Genomic DNA, 19,090 nt, shown 5'->3' with positions numbered 1-19,090 from the left:
ACCATCGCCGGCCGGATCCCACCAGCGGCGCGCCGGGCGCCCCCGGACCCGGATGATCTTCCAAAGTGGATCTCACTACACTTCGCCCGGTGATCAACAAGAGACGATCGACGGCTGTCCTGCTCGGGCTGCTGGCGGCGACCGCGCTGATCGGTCCCAGCCCCGCCGGGGCCGACGACGAGACCACCGAACCTGCCACCGAACCACCCAAGGTCGAGCTGGTCCTCGACGTCAGTGGCTCGATGCGGGCCCGCGACATCGACGGGCGCAGCCGGATCTCCGTCGCGCAGCAGGCGTTCAACGAGGTGGTCGACGGCCTGCCGGACGAGACACAGCTCGGCATCCGCGTGCTCGGCGCCACCTACCGGGGCAAGGACAAGAAGCAGGGCTGCCTGGACACCCAGCAGATCGTCCCGGTCGGGCCGGTGGACCGGACCCAGGCCAAGGCCGCCGTCGCCGGACTGCGCCCGACCGGTTTCACCCCGGTCGGGTTGGCGCTGCGTTCCGCCGCGCAGGACCTGGGCACCGGCAGCACCGCCCGCCGGATCGTGCTGATCACCGACGGTGAGGACACCTGCGCCCCGCCCGACCCGTGCGAGGTGGCCCGCGAACTTGCCGCACAGGGCACCCGGCTGGTCGTCGACACGCTCGGCCTCGCCCCCGACGCGAAGGTGCGCCGGCAGTTGCTCTGCATCGCCGGGGCCACCGGCGGCACCTACACCGCGGCGCAGAGCGCCGACGAGCTGACCGGCCGGATCAAGCAGCTGGTGGATCGGGCCCGCGACACGTACACCGCCGCCCCGGCGGTGGTCGGCGGCACGGCGGCCTGCGCCGGCGCCCCGTTGCTCGCGCCCGGCGTCTACGCCGACCGGGAGACCTTCTCCGAGCACCGCTGGTACCGGGTGCCGGTGCGCCCGGGGCAGGAGCTGCGCGCGTCGGTGAGCGTCGCGTTGGACCGGCCGGTCAACCCCGACTACGGCGTGCTGCTGCGCGCCACCGCGCCGGACGGGCGGGAACTGGTCCGCGGCGTCGACGCCGGCAGCGGGCGCACCGACGTGGTCTCGGCCGGCCTGCGCTGGTCGGCCGCCGAGGAGGAGGAGGCGGCCGGCCCCGAGCCGACCCCCAGCGGTACGCAGGCCGCCCGGACCGTCTGCCTGGTGGTCAGCAACTCGTTCGCGGCGCGCCCCGGCACCCGGGCCGAGCCGGGCATGCCGGTGGAGCTGACCGTGGACGTGGTCGACGCCTCCCCCGCCCCGGACGGGCCGGACCTCGGCCGCGGCTGGGCCCTGCTGCTCCTACTCACCCTGGCCGGCCTCGTCACCGGGCTGGTCGCCGGGCTGCTCACCCGCTGGTGGGTCGCCACCTGGAGGGAGAACTGAGGATGCGTACCCTGATGTGCTTCGCGGCGGCGACGGCCGCCACCGGCCTCGCCCTCACCCCCGCCGCGGCCCTCGCCGCACCGAGCCCGTCGCCGGGCGCGACCACCGTGGCCAAGGCCGGCACCTCGTTCCTCACCGCCACCACCATCACCGCCGGCCAGCCGGTACGGGTGGGCGCCTCGACCGGTGACCACCTCTACTGGTCGTTCCGGGCCGATGCCGGGCAGGTGCACGAGGTCGGCGTCACGGTCACCTTCCCGAAGCCGCGGACCGGCGCGTCCACCTGGACCGTCGACGTCTTCGACGGGCTGCGCCGCCGGCAGGCCTGCACGGCCGGCGCGCAGACGCCCACCGCGGAGCCGGCCGCCACCAGCGTGACCCTCGGGTGCACGCTGCGCCGGGTGCGGCCGTGGGCCGAGCCGTGGTCGGGTGACCCGCTGCCCGGCGCCTACTACGTCCGGCTCTCCGTCACCGACCTGCCCGAGCCCGACCTGGGCGCGCCGATCGAGGTGGACCTGGTGGTGGGCGCCGCCGACGGAGGTGGCGCGTCCGGCGACGACGGCGAGCTGGCGGCGCCGCTGGTGCCGAACACGCGGGCCGGGACGGTGCTGGCCGCCGAGCCGACGCCCGAACCGGTCGCCGAGGAGGAGACCGACCTGACCGGCTGGCTGCCCGAGGCCGGTTCGCGCTGGGTCTGGACCAGCGTGGGCGGCGTGCTCGCCGCCGTGGCCGGCGTCGCCGGCTTCGCCCTCACCCGGCGGCCCCGCCGCCGCTGAAACCGCAACCGGTGGCTCCGCCGCCGCTGAGACCGCAACCGGTGGCCGCCGTGAACCCGACGCGGCGGCCACCGGAAGCGCCGGCCGTCAGACCGGACGCGGACCGCGAGGCACCCAGCCGATGAACCGGTCCTGCAACGCGGTGACCGGCGCGGAACGCAGGTCGTGCGTGGCGGCCGCCAGGCAGGAACCGAGATAGACGCTCAACGACGCCCGGTCCACCTGGTACTCGATCAGCAGATGCCGGCGTTTCGTGGCACAGGGCCAGTCGTCGCCGCACGAGCCGCAGGTCCAGTCGGGCGTCACGGGGACGTGTTCGCCGGACCGTGGTTCCGACGCCTCCACACCGGGGGTCATCGGCCACTCCTTCCATGGATGTCGACGCTGCCTCCCCCCGCAACGTTCCTTCAGCGCCACAGCGCGCTCCGGCGTTACGGTACGGTCACCGCGTGTTCCCGTCACCCACCGACGCTCGTGCGTGACCTGTTGCCGCCCGCCGTCGCCGTGGCGGTGGCGGGCCCGACCGACTGGTCCGGCGAACTGCTGCCGGCCGAGCGCGCCGCCCTGGGCGACCGTGCGGTGCCGAGCCGCCGGCGCGACTTCACCGCCGGCCGGGTGTGTGCCCACCGGGCGCTCGCCGCGCTCGGCCGGCCGGTCACGCCGGTGCCCGCCGGCGCCGACCGCGCCCCGGTCTGGCCGGCCGGCGTGGTCGGGGCGATCACCCACACCGACGGCTACTGCGCGGCCGCCGTCGCCCGCGCCGCCGACCTACGCGCGGTCGGCATCGACGCCGAGCGGCACCGCCCGCTCTCCGCGGGGGTACGCCGGAAGGTCTGCCGCCCCGACGAGGAGGCGGACCTGGCCCGGCTGCCCGCCGGTCCACCCTGGTCGACCGTGCTGTTCAGCGCCAAGGAGACCGTCTACAAGGTCTGGTACCCGCTCGTCGGCACCTGGCTGGGCTTCCCGGACGCCCGGGTCACGCTCGACCCCGACGCGGGGACGTTCCACGCGGAGATCTCGCCGGCCCGGCTCGCCGCCGCTCCGGTGTCCGACCCGCCGTCGTCGATGACCGGACGGTTCGCGGTGGACGACGGTCTGGTGCGTACGGCCGCCGTCCTGGCACACCGGTGAGGGCCTGACGGCCGGGTTGCCCCAGGCTTGTACCGTCGTTCCGACTGAAAATCCCGAAGGTGCCCAAGGAGTACGGTGAGCCACCCTCAGCCTCCGTCCGGGTCGCAGGACCCGAACCAGCAGCCGCAGGAACCGCCGACAGAGGCGTTCCCCACCGCGCCGATGCCGCCGGCGTCCGGCAGCCCCTGGGCGCCCCCCGCCCGGGACGCGTCGCAGCAGCCGACCTCCGGCGCCCCGCAGCAGCCCACCTCGGGCGCGCCCTACCCGGCGCCGCCGACCGAGGCGTTCCCGCCCGCGCCGCCCACCGAGGCGTTCCCACCCGCGCCGCCGACCCAGGCGTTCCCGCCCGCGCCGCCCACCTCGGGCGCGCCGTATCCGCCGCCGGGTAGCGCCCACCCACAGCCGGGTGGCGAGTACCCGCAGGCCGGTGGCTACCCGCCCCCGGGCGGCGCCTATCCGACGCCCGGTGACGCGTACCCGCAGGCGGGTGGCTACCCGCCTCCGGGCGGGGCGCAGGCCGGCGGCTACCCGCCGCCCGGCGGCGCGCAGCCGCCGTACCCGCCCACCTCGGGCGCGCCCTATCCGCCGTCCGGGCAGTACCCGCCGGGCGAGGCGTACCCGACCGGGCCGTACCCGCCCCCGCCGCCGGGACAGCCGTTCGGGCCGCCGGCCAAGAAGTCCAACAAGAACGTCTGGATCACGATCGGCATCGTGGCGGCGGTCCTGCTGCTGCTCTGCTGCGGCGGCGGCATCTTCGCCATCTACAGCGGGGCGAAGAAGACCCAGGAGGCGATCGACAGCCTCCCCACCCCGGGCATCACCTACAGCAACCCGGTCGACGCCCCGCCCACCGGCGACCCCTCCACCACGCCGCAGCCCGGCACGACCGACAACGAGACCTTCAACATCCCGGCCGGCGACAAGCTGATCGTCAACGACGACGAGGGCACCGTCGAGATCACGGTCGGCAACTTCCGGACGAAGGACGCCGCCTGTCGGGAGTTCATGCCCGGCCCGAAGAACGGCATGTTCCTGATCGGCGACGTGACCGCCGAGGTCACCAAGGGCACCGGCTCGATCAATCCGTTCTTCTTCACCTGGAAGGGATCGGACGGCACCGAGGAGAGCGGCATCGGCGGCGCCTTCTCCGGCTGCGGCAAGCTGATGACCTCGGGCAACAACCTGCCCGTCGGTTCCAAGCGCAGCGGCCAGCTCATCTTCGACGTCAAGGACAAGAGCGGCGTCGTGGAGTACGAGCACCACCTGCGTACCGCCGGGTCCTGGAAGCCCTGACCCCCGCGCGACCCCGCACGAGCGGGCCGGTCCCGAGCGGGACCGGCCCGCTCGCCGTTCGGGCGGTACCGTCGAGCCGTTCGGGCCTTTCCATGTGCGCGTGCCGCCCACCGGTCGGCAGGCTCGAACGATGGCGAACGAGACCACCATCCCGCTGCTGCCCTGCCGGCTTCTCGACGACGTGGCGCCGTTCTACCAGGCCCTCGGCTTCCAGGTGACGTACCGGCAGACCTGCCGCAACCCCCCACCGGCTGAATCCCGCCACCTCCCGCCGATCTTGGTACGGAACGGCCCCCGGAAGGGCCGGAAGGTACCAAGATCTCCAACGCGCGCCCTGGCGGCGGGGGGCCGTGCCGGGTGGCCGATCGGGTGGGCATCCGCCCAACTGCCGGCCGTCGGGGTTGGGGCCGAACCGGTGCCCTGGATCGCCCGGGCAGCATGGGGTTTCGTCGGTCGGTCCGAATCCCGCCACCTTCGTCGTGACTGGTTGTCGAACTGTCGACACGGAGCGCTCCGGTTGACCGCTGGCGACTGTTGAGAACGCAAGCAGACTGAAGCGCGTGACGCACCCATCACCGCACCACCCGGCAACCGTCCCGTTCGGTGCGGGGCCGGCGTACCCGATCCCGACGCCGTCGAGGTGGCGCCGACTCTCTATCGGCGCGAAGGTCGCGATCGTGTCCGCAGGCGTGCTGGTGCTCTGCTGCTGCGGCGGAGTGGCGATCGGTATGAGCACCGATTCCCCGGCCGAACCGGGCAACAAGGACGCCGCACCAGCCACGTCCGCGACGAAGGGTGTCGAGGCCGCAGCACCCGCACCGGCGATCGCGGATCTGGCGACCTCGACTCCGGCCGCGTCGCCGACCGAGGCGAGCCAGAGCGCGTCCCCACCGCCCCAGGTCCAGATCAGGACCATCACCTCGACCATGAAGATCGCCTACTCCACCAGGACGGTCAAGGACTCCACCCTGCCGGACGGGACGAAGAAGGTCCGCATTCGCGGGGTCGCGGGTGTCCGCACACTCACCTATCAGGTGACGGTCACCGACGGAACGCAGACCGCGAAGAAGCTGATTCGTTCGGTGGTCACCAGGCAGCCGGTCACGCAGGTCGTCGCCGTCGGCACCAAGCAGACGCGCGGGTGCGACCCGAACTACACCGGGGCCTGCGTGCCGATCGCGAGCGACGTCGACTGCTCGGGCGGCAGCGGCAACGGTCCGGCGTACGTGGACGGCCCGGTCCGCGTCATCGGTAGCGACATCTACGATCTGGACCGGGATGGCGACGGGGTCGGGTGCGACGACTGACGGATGGACCGTCCACCCCGCCTGCCCGGCTTACCAGCACGTCGGGTGCGGACGGTGGCGCGGCCTCCACGAACCTATGCTGGGCCGATGGTTCTCGCGGACGTGACCGGCTCCTGGGCCGGCACCAACGGCTTCCGGATGATGCCCGCCGACCCGCTCGTCGAGTCACCCGCCACGCTCACCGTCGCGACCGCCGCCGGTGGCCACCTGACCACGGTGGCCTACTCCTGGGCGCATCCGGACGACGGCCCGCAGGACGGCCTGGTGGTGATCGCCGCCGGCGAGCAGCCGGGCTCGCTTGTCGCCTGGTGGGGCGACTCGTGGCACCAGCAGCCGACGACGATGACGCTGACCGGCGCGGTGGGCGGGGCGACCCCGGTCGAGCTGACCGGTGAGTACGGCGACGGTTGGGCGTGGCGGATCGGGTTCGAGGCCGTCGAGCCGGGGCGCCTGCGGATGCGGATGGACAACGTCGTGCCGGACGACCGGGCCGCGCCCGACGTGCCCGCCGGCCCGTACCCGGTCATGGTCACCGACCTGCGTTCCGCCTGACCGCTCCCCGGCAGCGGACGCTGCCGGGGAGCCGGTTCGGTGTCAGCTCACCGTGCCGGTGACGGTGCTGCCGGACCTGGTGACGTGGTAGGTCAGCTTGGTGCCGCTCCAGAAGTGGAACGTCAGGGTGACCCGCTGACCGTCGTTGACCTCGGCGAAGAACTCCGGCTTCAACGTGATCGTGTTACTGCTGTAGTCCGGCGCGAACGTCACGTCGAACTCCTTGAACGAGGTCCAGTTCTGCGGGCCGGCGTTGCTGCCGTCCGCGTACTTCGCCTCCATGGTGGCCAGCTGGTCGCCCCGGAACTGCGCCGGCAGGTTGAACCCGCTGGTGGGGCCGGTGGCGTTGCCGAGCACCGGCGGGTCGTACGTGATGATGCTGATCCGCCACGGCACGCCGGCGGAGAAGCGCGCCTGGAGGTTGGCGTTCACCCCGTAGGCCCGGGAGCCGACCAGCCGGGTGAGCGCCGACGCGGTGAGCGTGAGGGTGCTGCCGGAGACCGTGTAGTCGGTGCCGTTGACCAGGTCGGTGGTGCCCTGCCGCAGCCCTTGGAACATGGTGCCGTTGAGGTTCAGGGTCAGGCTCTTGGCGGTGATCGTGCCGGTGCGCGGCACGTACACCTGGTCGCGGGACGCGGTGCCGGAGCGGGTGGTCCAGCTCGACTTGATCTGCGCGAACAGCTCCGGGTCCTTCCACCCGAAGGACGTACGGTCGAAGTGCTGGCCGTTGTCCCAGAGCTGGGTGGTGAGCTTGCGGCTACGCGCGTAGTGGCCGAGGAACTCGAAGAACTTGAGCTTCTCGCCCTGCTCGATGGTGCCGGTGTGGCGGTCGAAGCCGAGCAGGCCGTACTCACCGATGATCACCGGGATGTTCCGGGTGACGAACGCGTTGTAGACCCGGTCGAACTGGTCGGTCAGGTCCTGCTGCACGGTGGCGTCGAACGTCGTGCCGCCTGCGACGTTCACGCTGAACGGCCAGTAGCCGTAGAAGTGGACGGTGGCGATCAGGTTCGGGTCGTTCAGCGCGTTGAACGTGCTGACCAGTTCGTCGACCCGGGCCTGCTCGGCCGAGGTGTGCAGGGTCGGCAGCACGAGCAGCCGGGTGGCGTTGGCGCCGCCGGACTGGCGGACGATCCGCTGGAACGAGGTGTTCAGCTCGTTGAGCAGGGTGGCGTTCTGCGCGTCGCCGGAGCTGCCGGTGAACTGCGGCTCGTTGACGCTCTCGAAGACCAGCTTCGACGAGGAGTCCCGGAACGCGGCGGCGAGCTGCGTCCAGAGCGCGTTGTAGCGGTTCAGCACCGTGGTGCGGTCGGTGGGCATCGTGTTGATCCACTGCCACGAGTCGTGGTGGATGTTGATCACCACGTAGAAGCCGTCCGCGAGGGCCCAGCCGACCACTTCGCGTACCCGGCTGAGCCAGGCGGCATCGATGGTGTAGTTCGGGGCGCCGCCGTGGTGGTTGCTCCAGGTCACCGGGATCCGGATGCTGTTGAAGCCCTGCGCCCGCACGTTGTCCAGCAGCGCCTGGGTCACCCGCGGGTTGCCCCAGGCGGTCTCGTCCGCGCCGACCGCGTCGAACGAGTTGCCGAGGTTCCAGCCGGGCTGCATGGCGGCGACCGCCGCCATGGCGTTGCCGGCCGGCGGCGGCGTGGTGGGTGGCGGAGTCGTGGGCGGCGGCGTGGTCACCGGCGGGGTGCGGCTGGGCGGCGCGGTGGTCCCGACGACGCCGCCGGTGCAGGCGACCCCGTTGAGCGTGAACGATGTCGGTGCGGTGTTGGCGCCGGACCAGGAGCCGTTGAAGCCGAACGAGACGCTGCCGTTGGTGGCGATCGCGCCGTTGTAGCCGGCGTTGGTGGCGGTGACCTGGGCGCCGGAGGAGCTGACCGTGGCGTTCCACGCCTGGGTGACCTGCTGACCGGACGGGAACGTCCAGCGCAGGCTCCAGCCGTTGACCGGGTCGCCGAGGTTGGTGACGGCGACGTTGGCGGTGAAGCCGCCGGCCCACTGGCTGGCGGTCGTGTAGGTCACGCGGCAGCCGGCCGCCGCCTGGGCGTTGGTCGCCAGGAGGGCGGTGCCGGCCACGAGTGTCGCGGCGGTGGCCGCGACGAGGCCGGCCCGCATTCGGGCCCGCTTCGCGGTACGGGAGAAGCCGAGCATCGTGGTTCCTTCGGGTGGTGGGTGTGCGCGTGGACGGGTAGGGCGGGCGCGCACCCCGCCCAGCGCGAGATTAAGTTTGGATTCCAAACATTGTCAATCGGCGACCGTTGATGTCGCTCGACCGCGCCGCCGTCGCGCTACATCAAGTCTTGACCTATACGTCGATCATTTGCTTATGTAGACAGCATGACCAGAACGTCCGCGTCGATGCGCGAACCTACCTACTTCATCCTGGCCGCGTTGCAGGACGAGCCCTTGCACGGCTACGCGATCGTCAAGCGGGCGCAGGAGTTGTCCGACGGGCGGGTACGCCTCACGACGGGCACCCTCTACGCCGCTCTGGACCGGCTCACCGGTGAGGAGATGGTGCGGGTGGCCGAGGAAGCGGTGGTCAACGGCCGCGCCCGCCGCACGTACGAGCTGACCCAGCGAGGCATGTCCGCCCTGCGGGCGGAAGCAGAGCGGATGGCTGCGGCGGCGAGCGTCGTTCGGGACCGTTCCGTCCGCTCGACGCCTGCGGCGGGCTGGGTGGTGCCGGCATGACCGAACTGGAGCGCCGTTACCGGTGGCTCTTGCGGGCCTACCCCCGCGCCTACCGGCAGTATCGGGCCGACGAGATGCTCGAAACCCTGCTTGTCACGGCTGACGACGAGCGGCGGCGGCTGGACCGTCGAGAAGCGGTGGCGCTCGTGGTCGGCGGGCTGCGGGCCCGCACCGGTGTTGACCGTCTCGGCTCGCGATCGGCGCTGGGCTACTCTGCGCTGCGGCTGTCCGCGCTGTCCCTGCTCGTGTACGGCATGACGCAGCGGGCCGGAGGCCCGATCGGGGTCTTGGTGACGATGCTGTCGGAGGGGCCGTACAACCCCGGCGGATGGTGGTTCATCGTCATTCCGACGCTGCTGACCATCGCGCTCTTCGCTGCGGCGTGGGGTAGCTACCGGCCAGCATTCGCTGCGGCGATCCTGACCGTGGCCGCGCAACATCTGTCGGCAAACGGGTGGGACCCGTCGTTCTGGTTCTCGTCGGTTTATGACCTCCAGGACGCGATGCTTCCCGAGTTTTGGCCAGCGCTGCTGGCTTCGCTGGCGTTGCTGCGACTGCTCCGCGCACCCCGAACGCCCGTGGCCCGACCGTGGGCCTGGCCCGTCCTCGGAGCACTGGCAGTCGTCGCTTTGGCGCCGAGCCCGCTCAACGGCTGGTTGGATGCACCACTGATGTCCCTGTGCGCGTTCGCCGCACTGGCCGTCATCACCGCGCCGGTCGATGCACGGATGCCCATCGTCGCCTCGGTGCTTCTCCTGGCGCCGGCCTTGGCACAAGCCACCTATCTGCTCGGTTCGAAACAAGCGGGATGGCCACTGGACATCTCCATCACCGCGATCCTTGTTCTCGCGGCAGTCATGGTGATCACGCTTGCGGCCGGCACAATCGCAGGCCGCCGCCAAGCTCGCATCTAATGCTCTGACCACGAACGTTCAGGGTGTTGGATGACACGCCATCTCGACTGAGCGTGATCGTCCCCCGCCGCACAGGTCGCCCACTCCGTCAGCACCTGCCTATCGGCGAGGAGCGCCGAGGCGAACCGCGCAATCCCCCGTGTGGCCTTGCCCACAGAATAATCCTGGATACCACACATCCAGAATATGATGGCCTGGAACCACCAACCCCAAAGGAGGCAGAAAGTGACAACCCCCGCCACCTCCCAGGCCACCCTCGTCCGCGCCGGCGATGCTGAGATGCTCGACGCCGACCCGACCAGCGTCATCACGCTGCTGGCCGACCCCGAACACACCGGGGAACGGCTCACGAGCAACCGCAGCCTGCTCAAGCAGGGCACCGACGGTGCGCCGCCGCATCTACACAAGCACTCCGCCGAGATGTTCTTCATCCTCGACGGTTCGCTGCAGATGCTCATCGGCAACGAGGTCACGGTCCTCAACAAGGACGACTTCCTCGTGGTTCCGCCAGGCACCCCGCATGCGTTCGCCCCGGCCCCAGGCTGCGACGCCGACGTCCTGGTCGTACTCACGCCCGGCCGCGAGCGCTTTGAGTACTACCGTCTGCTCGACAGGGCGCACCGCGGCGAGGCCACATGGGCGGAGGTCGCCGCCACCGGCGACCGCTTCGACAACCACTACGTCGACAGCCCGGCCTGGCGCGAAGCCCGCGCCACGGCATAGGGCCTCGATCTCTATAGTCACGAACCATGCAGATGAGCCAGGGCGTGGAGTGGGCGCTTCACACCTGCCTGAACCTGAGCTGGCTCCCACCTGACCAGGCGGTGCCGACCGGCAAGCTCGCGGCGTTCTACGAGCTTCCGGCGGCATACCTGAACAAGCAGCTCCAGGCGCTGGTGCGAGCCGGGATCCTCTCGTCGCAACCGGGACCCAGGGGAGGGTTCCGACTCGCCCGCGCCCCCGAGGACATCACGCTGCTGGATGTCGTGCTTGCGATCGAGGGACCCGACGAAGCCTTCGTATGCAATCAGATCCTCCGCCACGGACCGGGCGGCCGTCCGGAGGTCGACTACCGCCAAACCTGCCTGCTCGCCCGCGGCATGCGACGCGCGGACATCGCCTGGCGGCGGGAACTCGCCGCGCAGACACTGGCCGAGATCCGAGAGGACGTGGAACGGCACTTTCCCGAGACACCGCGCAACACACGCGCCCGCTTCGCCGGGCAATGATCCGTTCAATCGCCTGCGCGGTCGACGACTGCTGCACTTCGCTGCAGTACAAGATCGAAAAAAGGCCGTCCCCCACCAGGGGAAACGGCCTTTGAACTGGGTGGAGCTGAGGGGATTTGAACCCCTGACCCCCTCGATGCGAACGAGGTGCGCTACCGGTCTGCGCCACAGCCCCTCCGCCGGCGAACCGGCGCAGGTCCCACCCGGCTTTCACCGGGCGGGCCGGCACCAAGGCTAACAGGCACCACCCCCGCCGCGCGAACCGGCCTGCCCCACACCATCCAGTCCCTCGATCTTGGAGTTGTGGCACCTCTGATAAGCCGCTGAAGGGACAAACCCTGGCACCACAACTCCAAGATCGCAGAGGCCGCCCGCCGACCGGGGAAGGCAAGCAGGGGTCAGGCACCTCGGCCGGACTGGTAGGGGCGGCCGCGCAGGCCACCGGCCCGCCGGTAGGAGACCGAGCCGCCACTCGCGGCCGGCGGCAGGTCCGCCGGTCGGTCCAGGCCCATCGCCGTACGCCGGACCGCCTCCCGCTGGGCGGCCAGCCGGCGCTGCGCCTCCCGGCGGGCCGCGGCGCGCCGGGCCTGCTCGCGGCGCACCTCGGCCTGGCGGGCGGCCAGCCAGGCCGCTTCCCGGGCGTCCGCGCGCCGCCGCCGACGCTCGACCAGGGCCCGCTGCCGCAGGTGTACGACGTACGCGACGAGCAGCGTGCCGGTGACCGAGACGCTGATCCAGAACCCGGGGCCGACAAGCATCACGCCGACCAGCTCGACCAGGTTGAGCAGGAGCAGCGCGGCGAGCACCCGGCGCCGGCGGTAGACCGCCGGGGTGTGCCGGCGTCGGGGCGGGTGCCGTCGGCGGGACTGCGCCGGGACCGCCGACACCGGCCGAAGCCGGCCGGAGCGCCGCCGGACGGGCGGGGCGGAAACCGGCCGGGAAAGACCACCCGTGTCGGAATCCTCACTCAAGGTGACGACTAGTGCACGGGGCGGGTGCAGCGGTTGTCGTCCGGGCACGGTGCGGCGACGACGCTCGCGCTGGAGCACCCGCGCCGTCGACTGCGCCCGCTCCGCCACCAGCCGCTCGGTGGCGTCGTACCGGCGGACCAGCGCCGGAGCGAAGGCGAGCAGACCGGCGGCGGCGAGGACGGCGAGGAGCACCGACGTCGGCACCCTCACCCCTCCCGTCACCAAGTTCGGGGCGAGCGCCACACGGCCGCAACTTCTTCCGTCGACTCTCGTTAACGGCGCACATCATGCGGGCGGACAGCGCTTGCCACAGCTTGCAGTTACTTGAGGTTACGGGCCGCCGACCCGGTTCACCGTGCGCCGCGCCGGGCGGTCACCGCCCGAACGGGTCAGCGCCGGTTGTCACGTACGCGGTGCCAACGGGCCAGCAGCCCGCCCTCGGCGGCCACTTCCTCGCCGGTCATCGCGTATCCGATGTGGTCCCGCCAGGCGCCGTCGATGTGCATGTACCGCACGTGGTAGGCCTCCTCGCGGAAGCCCAGCTTCTCCACCACCCGCCGGGACGGGACGTTCTCCGGCCGGATGTTCACCTCGATCCGGTGCAGGCCACCGGGGCCGAACGCGTGGTCCACGGCGAGCGCGACCGCGGTCGGGATCACCCCCCGCCCGGCCACCCGGGAGTCGACCCAGTAGCCCACGTACCCGGAGCAGAACGCCCGCCGGACGATGCTGCCCACGTTGAGGTGACCGACCAGTCGCTCCTGCCCGTCCTCGCGGAGGCAGACCGCGAACGGCATGCCGTCGCCGGTGCGCGCGGACTTCCGCTGGTCGGCGTGGACCAGGCGGAACGCGGCCGGCGAGTTCGTCTCGTCCCAACCGCCCGGCACGTGCGACTCCCACGGGGCCAGCCAGTCCCGGTTGGCCCGCCGGATCGTCGACCAGGCCACCGCGTCGGAACGCCGGTAGGGCCGCAGCACCACCGGACCGTCCACCAGCACCACCGGCCACCCCGGCGCCCGCCGGAACATCACCGAACCCTCACCGAACCCGAACCGTTCGCGACTGCGGGGCTCCGCTTCGCTGCACTCCTCGCGCTCACCGGCGCCGGTCCAGCAGCAGCACGTCCACGGTGGAGCCCGCGGCGGCGGTGGTGACCCGCTCGCCGAGCACCAGCAGGCCGTTCGCCTCGGCCAGGCCGGAGAGCGTGAACGGACCGCCGGCCAGCGGCTGCACGGTGTAGCCGCCGCCGCGCCGCTCGGCCACGTGCGCGGGGCGGAACTCGCGCAGCCCCACCGGCGACGAGACCGTCTCCAGCAGGTGCGCGCGCACACTCGGCCGGAACACCGGCTCGGCGCCGGCCAGCAGCTGGATGGCCGGGCGGGCCAGCACCTCGAAGCCGATCAACGCCGCGCCGGGCTCACCGGGAAGACACACCACCGGCACCTCCTCGGCGCCGACCGTACCGAACCCGAGAGCCGTTCCCGGATAGAGGGCGACCTCTGTGAAGGAGACCGGCCCGGCCCGGCCGCCGTCGCGGCGGGACAGGATCCGGCGGACCATGTCGCCCGGGCCGGTGCCGGTGCCGCCGGTGGTGATGATCAGATCGGCCCGCAGCGTCTGGTCCTCCAGCAGGCCGCGCAGCGCCTCCGGGTCGTCGTCGCAGATCCCCACCCGGTACGCGAGCCCGCCCGCCTCGGCCGCCGCCGCGGTCAACGCGTGCGAGTTGGTGTCGACCACCTGGCCGGGCTGGCTGCCCCGGCCCACGTCGACCAGTTCGTCGCCGGTGGCCACGATGACCACCCGAGGGCTGGGCCGCACCACCACGTGCCCGATGCCGGTGGCGGCGAACACCGCCACCAGGGCCGGCGAGACGTACGCGCCGGCGCGGGCGAGCAGCGTGCCGGCGACCAGCTCGTCCCCGGCGCGGCGCAGGCCGTAGCCGCGCTTGGGGGCGCGGAAGATCTCCACCGCGGCCATGCCCTGGTCGGTCCACTCCACCGGGACCACCACGTCCGCGCCGATCGGCAGCGGCGCACCGGCCGCCACCGAGAAGCATGCCCCGGGGGTGAGCCGGACCGGCCGCCAGCTCGCCGCGCCCAGGTCACCGACCACGTTGAGCCGGATGCTGCGCCCGCCGGGCATACCGGAGGGGGCCGGGACGTAGCCCGGCCCCCGGCCCCCTCCGGAGATGTCCTCCCAGCGCGCGGCGTACCCGTCCACCGCCGCCTGGTCGAAGGCGGGGAACGAGTGCGGGGCGACCACGTCCTCGGCGAGCACGTTGCCGTACGCCTGGGTCAGGTCGAGGTCGAGCGGAGGCAGCGCGCGTAACCTGCGCAGCACACTGCCCAGGTAGTCGGCGAGCGGCGTCAACTCGTTCGCGGCCGCCTCGGCGTCGGCCGTCGCGGTCATGTATTGGCACCGCCGGACGTGTCACGCAGGCCGTTCAGGACCGCGTCGGTGACGGTCTCGTCGCCCTTGTTGACGAACTCGGCCAGCCACTTGCGGAACTCGGCGCCAAGGTCGTCGCGCTCGGACGCGATCTGGACCACGGTCTGCAGGTAGCCGAGCGGCATACCGGTGTCGTAGCGGGTGCCCCGGTAGACGATGGCGTGCACCGGCACACCCTCGGTGCGCAGCAACTCCATCGCGTCGGTGAGCTGGATCTCGCCGCCGCTGCCCGGCTCGGTGCGCCGGATCGCGTCGAAGATCCGCCCGGGGAGCACGTACCGGCCGAGGACGGCCAGGTTGCTCGGCGCCTCCTCCGCGCTGGGCTTCTCGACCATCCCGGTGACCTTGACGACCTCGGCGATGTCGGCGTATTCCGACTCGGCCGGCTCGACCGACGCGATGCCGTAGCGGCTGGTCTCGGCCGGGTCGACCTCGAAGAACGCGAGCACCACCCCACCGGTGCGGGCCTGCAGCTCCAGCATCGCCGGCAGCAGCGGCTCGGAGGGCTTGACGAACTCGTCGCCGAGCAGCACCGCGAAGGGCGCGTCGCCGACGTGCGACTCGGCGTACCCGACCGCGTGGCCCAGGCCGAGCTGCTCCGGCTGGCGGCAGGTGTAGATGGCGGCCAGCTCCTCGGTGCGCTTGACCGCGGCCAGCAGATCGGGCTTCTTGGCGAGCCGTTCCTCCAGGTCGGGCCGCCGGTCGAAGTGGTCGACCATCGAGGTCTTGCCCCGCCCGGTGATCAGCAGCACGTCGGTGATGCCGGCCTGGGTGGCCTCCTCGACGATGTACTGCAGAACCGGCCGGTCGACGACCGGCAGCAACTCCTTGGGGACCGCCTTGGTGGCCGGCAGGAACCGGGTGGCCAGGCCGGCGGCCGGGATGACGGCCTTGACCGCGCGGGAGCGACCGGAGGTCGCTGAGGGGTTCGCTGAGTGCTCCGACATGTCGCGAGACTATCGGCCACGGCTCTGCCGCGGCGGGTGAGGACCGGAAGACGCGCCGCCCGGTGCGGCGCTCGCCGGGTCCGCCGCGCCCGCCCTCGGCAGCCCGTCGGGCGGGCTGACCGTGGCCGCCACCACCGGAATCTCCTGTGTGCGCACCGGATCTCCGACCGGCGCCAGCCGGTAGCCGTCCCGGCCGGCGGCCTTGGCCGCGTAGAGCGCGTCGTCGGCCGCGTCGAGCACCTGCTGGCCGCCGCCGGCGTGGTCCGGGTAGACGGCGATGCCGATGGACACGGTCACCGGCACCCGCACCGGCTCGTCGCCGTGCCCGTCGACCGGCACCGGCTGGTCGCGCACCACCGCGCCGAGCCGCTCGGCGACGATCGTGGCGCCCCGGGCGTCGGTTTCCGGCAACAGCACCACGAACTCCTCGCCGCCGTGCCGGAACGCCAGGTCCACCTCGCGGATCACGCCACGTACCCGGCGGGCGAACTCGACCAGCACGGCGTCCCCGGCGGCGTGCCCCCAGGTGTCGTTGACGTGCTTGAACCGGTCCAGGTCGAGGGCGAGCACGCTGAGCATCCGGCCGAACCGGTTCGCCCGCTCCACCTCCCGCCGGATCGACTCGCGCAGGTAGCGGTAGTTCCACAGCCCGGTGAGGGGGTCGGTGAGGGAGAGCCGCTGCGCCTCCTCGTGCACCCGGACGTTCTCCACCGCCACCGCCGCGTGCCCGGCGAACGTCCGCAGCATGACCAGGTCGTCGTCGTCGAACTCGTCGCCGCCGAGCCGGTCGTAGAGCGCCAGCACGCCGAGCGCGGCGCTGGGCGGGGCGGGCGGATCGCCGTCGGCCGGTGGGTGGCCGGGGCGGTCCGGGCCACGCGCGTCGGCCGCGCCGGGCGCGGCGAACGGCACCGCCACGTACGTCCCGCAGGTCGGCTCCCCGGTCGGCGCGTCCGGCGGCGCCCACCGGCCGCGCAGCGGCTCCCCGGTGGCGGCCACCGCGCCGACCACCCCGGCGCCGACCGGCACCCGCAGCGTCGCCGGGTCGGCCGGGTCCTCGGTCGGCCAGCGCCCGGTCAGCCCCTCCACGCACTGGCCGACCAGCACGCCGTGGCCGTCGAGCAGCAGCACCGCCCCGGCCCGCGCGCCGGTCCCGGCGATCGCGCTGTCCAGGATCACCCGCAGGATGCGTTGCAGGTCGTGGGTGCTGGCCAGCGTGTCGCCGAGCACCACCAGGTGGTTGCGGAGCTGGTCGCGGCTGCTGGTCAACGCCGCCACGTAGCTGCCGGTCTCCCGGGTCATCCGGTTGAACGCGCCGGCCAGCCGCCCGATCTCGTCCCGGCTGCGTACCGGCACCCGCGCGGTCAGGTCGCCGTGCGCCACCCGGTCCACCGCACCGGCCAGCTCGACCAGCGGGCGGGTGGTCACCCGGGCCAGCCGCCACGCGGCCAGCACGGCCAGCAGCGCGGCCAGCACCACCGCGGCGGCCAGCGCGCCGTACAGGCCGGGCGGGCGCTGCCCCGGCACCGAGAGCACCAGCGGCAGCGGCTGACCAGGGGACGGCCCGACCCGGCGCACGTACCGGCCGTCGCGGGTCCCGGCCACCCGGTCCCCGGCCACCCGGCGGGCGGCGGCCAGCACCGCCGCGCGTACCCCCTGGTCCTCGGTCGTGTGGGTGATCCGCCCGGGGTCGCCGAGGAGGGTGATCCCGACGCCGGTCACGGCCGCGAGCCGCGCCACGAAGGCCGGGTCGACGGGCTGCGCCGCGGCGACCGCGCCGAGGTCGACGCCGGCCGGGTCGCGGAGCCGGACCTGGACGGCGAGCGCGCCCACCGGGCCGGCCGGGGTGCCGGCGCAGTCCTGCCAGGGACCGGCCGGCCCGCCGGCGGTGGCGTAGCTGGTCCGGCCGGTCGGGTCGGCGATCACGACGGCGGCGGCCAGACCGCGGCCGACCACCTGGTCGGCCGCACGTGACCGGGCCGCCGGGTCCACGACCAGCGCGACCGCGTCGGCCGCCGCGCGCAGTTGCTGGCAGAGAGCGTCGACCGAGGTACGCACGCCGGCCGCGGCCAGCCCCAGCCGCTCGGTGGCGCGGCTGCGGTCGACCGCGCTCAGGGTGGTGCCGACGAAGACCGCGCCGAGCAGCACGGGGCCGAGGACGACCACGAGGAAGGCCACCGTCAACCGCCCGCGTAGCGTCAAGCCTTCCCCCCGGAAGTTGCGCGCCCCTTGGTGCGATGCTGACACAGAGCGACCGGTAGGCAAGCGTTGCGTCAGGAGTGTTGCGTGCCGGATTTTTCGGATGAGGTGCACGAGGCGAAACGGGAGCTGCGCGTCGCGCTGCTCGCCGCCCGCCGGTCACTGCCCGCGACCCGCCGGGCCGAGGCGGCGGCGTCCGTGCAGGCCGAGCTGACGTCCCTGGTACGCCGGCTGCGGCCGGCCCGGATGACCGCCTACGTGCCGGTCTCCTCGGAGCCCGGCGGGCACGACCTCCCGGAGGTGCTGCGAGCCGCGCTGCCCGCCGGCGCGGAGCTGCTGCTGCCGGTGCTCCGGGACGACCTGGACCTGGACTGGGCCGTCTACACCGACCGGGAGTCGCTGCGGGCCGCCGGCCGGGGACTGCGCGAGCCGACCGCGCCGCCGTGCGGCCGGGCCGCCGTGGCCGGGGCCGATCTGGTGGTGGTGCCGGCGCTCGCGGTGGACCGCCGGGGCGTGCGGCTGGGCCGGGGCGGCGGCTCGTACGACCGGGCGCTGGCCCGGGTGCCCGCGACCGTGCCGACGGTGGCGCTCCTGCACGACGGCGAGCTGGTCCCGGCGGTTCCCGCCGGCCCGCACGACCGGCCGGTGCACTGCGTGATCACGCCCGGGGACGGGCTGGTCGCGGTGCCGGGTGTGGGACCGGGCGCTTCCGCTGGACGAATCCGGGTGCGATGACGCACCATTGGCACTCGAAGACCACGAGTGCCAGACCGGCCGTGCCAGATCCGGAGGAGAACGTGCCCACGTACCAGTACGCCTGCATCGCGTGCGGTCACCAGCTCGAGGCGGTGCAGTCCTTCTCGGACCAGCCGCTGACCGAGTGTCCCGCGTGTGAGGGGCGGCTGCGCAAGCTCTTCAACTCGGTCGGCATCGTGTTCAAGGGCTCCGGCTTCTACCGCACGGACTCCCGTTCGTCCGGTTCCGACAATGCCGCCGGCGCCACGGACAAGCCCGCCAAGTCGGAGTCGTCCTCGTCCGACTCCTCGTCGTCGGGGTCCTCCTCGTCGGGCTCGTCATCGTCGTCGGGCTCATCATCGTCGTCGGGCTCGTCCTCCTCGTCGGGGTCGTCGTCCTCGTCGGGGTCGGGCTCGGGCTCGTCGGGTTCCGGCTCGACCGCGAGCAAGGCGTCGGCCTCCAGCTCCTCCTGATCTCGCGCTTCCCGGAAGTGGCCGTCCCGCTGGGGACGG

Annotated in this window: 19 protein-coding genes, 1 tRNA gene and 1 pseudogene; 12 read left to right on the top strand and 9 right to left on the bottom strand. The window is 72.8% G+C overall.

The window, feature by feature from the left end; translation table 11 throughout:
- The first annotated feature begins 89 nt into the window (after positions 1-89).
- Together ACGFI2_RS08535 and ACGFI2_RS08530 are read left to right on the top strand one after the other, a co-directional pair.
- Positions 90-1,379: a VWA domain-containing protein gene (locus ACGFI2_RS08535; RefSeq protein ID WP_393512734.1), complete on the top strand. Its 1,290-nt coding sequence runs from the start codon at positions 90-92 to the stop codon at positions 1,377-1,379.
- A 2-nt stretch (positions 1,380-1,381) separates the two neighbouring features.
- Positions 1,382-2,155 carry a peptidase gene (locus ACGFI2_RS08530; RefSeq protein ID WP_393512731.1) on the top strand — a complete coding sequence of 258 codons (774 nt, stop codon included), beginning with the start codon at positions 1,382-1,384 and terminating at the stop codon, positions 2,153-2,155.
- An 87-nt stretch (positions 2,156-2,242) separates the two neighbouring features.
- Here ACGFI2_RS08530 and ACGFI2_RS08525 read toward each other — a convergent pair whose 3' ends face one another.
- Positions 2,243-2,512, bottom strand: a complete 270-nt coding sequence (locus tag ACGFI2_RS08525) for a hypothetical protein (RefSeq protein WP_393512728.1) — start codon at positions 2,510-2,512, stop codon at positions 2,243-2,245.
- Between the two features lie 117 nt (positions 2,513-2,629).
- Between ACGFI2_RS08525 and ACGFI2_RS08520 the strand changes: the two genes are divergently transcribed.
- From ACGFI2_RS08520 to ACGFI2_RS08505, 4 genes are all read left to right on the top strand, one after another.
- On the top strand, positions 2,630-3,286 hold the full coding sequence (locus ACGFI2_RS08520; protein ID WP_393512725.1) for a 4'-phosphopantetheinyl transferase: 657 nt from the start codon (positions 2,630-2,632) through the stop codon (positions 3,284-3,286).
- A gap of 75 nt (positions 3,287-3,361) precedes the next feature.
- Positions 3,362-4,579 carry a hypothetical protein gene (locus ACGFI2_RS08515; protein ID WP_393512722.1) on the top strand — a complete coding sequence of 406 codons (1,218 nt, stop codon included), beginning with the start codon at positions 3,362-3,364 and terminating at the stop codon, positions 4,577-4,579.
- A 677-nt stretch (positions 4,580-5,256) separates the two neighbouring features.
- Positions 5,257-5,886 (top strand): G5 domain-containing protein, encoded by a 630-nt coding sequence (locus ACGFI2_RS08510; RefSeq protein ID WP_393512720.1) that lies wholly within the window; start codon positions 5,257-5,259, stop codon positions 5,884-5,886.
- Positions 5,887-5,973: 87 nt separating this feature from the next.
- Complete coding sequence (locus tag ACGFI2_RS08505) at positions 5,974-6,438, top strand: hypothetical protein (RefSeq protein ID WP_393512717.1); 465 nt, start codon at positions 5,974-5,976, stop codon at positions 6,436-6,438.
- A gap of 42 nt (positions 6,439-6,480) precedes the next feature.
- Here the strand turns inward: ACGFI2_RS08505 and ACGFI2_RS08500 are convergent, their stop codons facing one another.
- Positions 6,481-8,595, bottom strand: a complete 2,115-nt coding sequence (locus ACGFI2_RS08500; protein ID WP_393512714.1) for a cellulase family glycosylhydrolase — start codon at positions 8,593-8,595, stop codon at positions 6,481-6,483.
- Positions 8,596-8,781: 186 nt separating this feature from the next.
- Between ACGFI2_RS08500 and ACGFI2_RS08495 the strand changes: the two genes are divergently transcribed.
- The 4 genes from ACGFI2_RS08495 to ACGFI2_RS08480 all read left to right on the top strand — a co-directional run bounded on the left by ACGFI2_RS08495 (position 8,782) and on the right by ACGFI2_RS08480 (position 11,281).
- Positions 8,782-9,138: a PadR family transcriptional regulator gene (locus tag ACGFI2_RS08495; RefSeq protein WP_393512712.1), complete on the top strand. Its 357-nt coding sequence runs from the start codon at positions 8,782-8,784 to the stop codon at positions 9,136-9,138.
- Positions 9,135-10,052: a hypothetical protein gene (locus tag ACGFI2_RS08490; protein WP_393512709.1), complete on the top strand. Its 918-nt coding sequence runs from the start codon at positions 9,135-9,137 to the stop codon at positions 10,050-10,052. Before ACGFI2_RS08495 ends, ACGFI2_RS08490 begins: the two co-directional genes overlap by 4 nt.
- A gap of 225 nt (positions 10,053-10,277) precedes the next feature.
- Positions 10,278-10,775 (top strand): cupin domain-containing protein, encoded by a 498-nt coding sequence (locus ACGFI2_RS08485; RefSeq protein ID WP_393512705.1) that lies wholly within the window; start codon positions 10,278-10,280, stop codon positions 10,773-10,775.
- 26 nt (positions 10,776-10,801) lie between these two features.
- Positions 10,802-11,281, top strand: a complete 480-nt coding sequence (locus ACGFI2_RS08480; protein WP_393512702.1) for an RrF2 family transcriptional regulator — start codon at positions 10,802-10,804, stop codon at positions 11,279-11,281.
- A gap of 101 nt (positions 11,282-11,382) precedes the next feature.
- Here the strand turns inward: ACGFI2_RS08480 and ACGFI2_RS08475 are convergent.
- The 6 genes from ACGFI2_RS08475 to ACGFI2_RS08450 all read right to left on the bottom strand — a co-directional run bounded on the left by ACGFI2_RS08475 (position 11,383) and on the right by ACGFI2_RS08450 (position 17,846).
- A tRNA-Ala gene (locus tag ACGFI2_RS08475) sits at positions 11,383-11,456 on the bottom strand.
- A gap of 223 nt (positions 11,457-11,679) precedes the next feature.
- Positions 11,680-12,462 (bottom strand): hypothetical protein, encoded by a 783-nt coding sequence (locus ACGFI2_RS08470; protein ID WP_393512699.1) that lies wholly within the window; start codon positions 12,460-12,462, stop codon positions 11,680-11,682.
- 179 nt (positions 12,463-12,641) lie between these two features.
- A complete protein-coding gene (locus tag ACGFI2_RS08465) occupies positions 12,642-13,280 on the bottom strand; it encodes a GNAT family N-acetyltransferase (RefSeq protein ID WP_393512696.1) in 639 nt (212 codons plus the stop codon).
- A gap of 67 nt (positions 13,281-13,347) precedes the next feature.
- Positions 13,348-14,661 carry a gephyrin-like molybdotransferase Glp gene (glp, locus tag ACGFI2_RS08460; RefSeq protein ID WP_393512693.1) on the bottom strand — a complete coding sequence of 438 codons (1,314 nt, stop codon included), beginning with the start codon at positions 14,659-14,661 and terminating at the stop codon, positions 13,348-13,350.
- Positions 14,658-15,647, bottom strand: coding sequence for a UTP--glucose-1-phosphate uridylyltransferase (locus ACGFI2_RS08455; protein WP_393512690.1), 990 nt, complete (start codon positions 15,645-15,647; stop codon positions 14,658-14,660). Before ACGFI2_RS08455 ends, glp begins: the two co-directional genes overlap by 4 nt.
- Positions 15,648-15,656: 9 nt before the next feature.
- Entirely contained in the window at positions 15,657-17,846 is a 2,190-nt protein-coding gene (locus ACGFI2_RS08450; RefSeq protein ID WP_393512687.1) for a diguanylate cyclase, read from the bottom strand.
- A gap of 84 nt (positions 17,847-17,930) precedes the next feature.
- Here ACGFI2_RS08450 and ACGFI2_RS08445 point away from each other — a divergent pair, with 84 nt between their 5' ends.
- Together ACGFI2_RS08445 and ACGFI2_RS08440 are read left to right on the top strand one after the other, a co-directional pair.
- Positions 17,931-18,578, top strand: a complete 648-nt coding sequence (locus tag ACGFI2_RS08445) for a 5-formyltetrahydrofolate cyclo-ligase (RefSeq protein WP_393512684.1) — start codon at positions 17,931-17,933, stop codon at positions 18,576-18,578.
- Positions 18,575-18,781 (top strand): annotated as a pseudogene (locus ACGFI2_RS08440) (FmdB family zinc ribbon protein); the annotation flags it as partial. The gene ACGFI2_RS08445 and the pseudogene ACGFI2_RS08440, both read left to right, overlap by 4 nt.
- Before the next feature lie 14 nt (positions 18,782-18,795).
- On the opposite strand, the gene ACGFI2_RS08435 reads toward ACGFI2_RS08440, so the two are convergent.
- Positions 18,796-19,026 carry a hypothetical protein gene (locus ACGFI2_RS08435; protein ID WP_393513188.1) on the bottom strand — a complete coding sequence of 77 codons (231 nt, stop codon included), beginning with the start codon at positions 19,024-19,026 and terminating at the stop codon, positions 18,796-18,798.
- Positions 19,027-19,090 lie beyond the last annotated feature (64 nt).

It is taken from the genome of Micromonospora sp. NPDC049282, assembly GCF_043197045.1.
GTDB lineage: Bacteria > Actinomycetota > Actinomycetes > Mycobacteriales > Micromonosporaceae > Micromonospora.
This window is presented reverse-complemented; position numbering and strand designations above follow the sequence as displayed.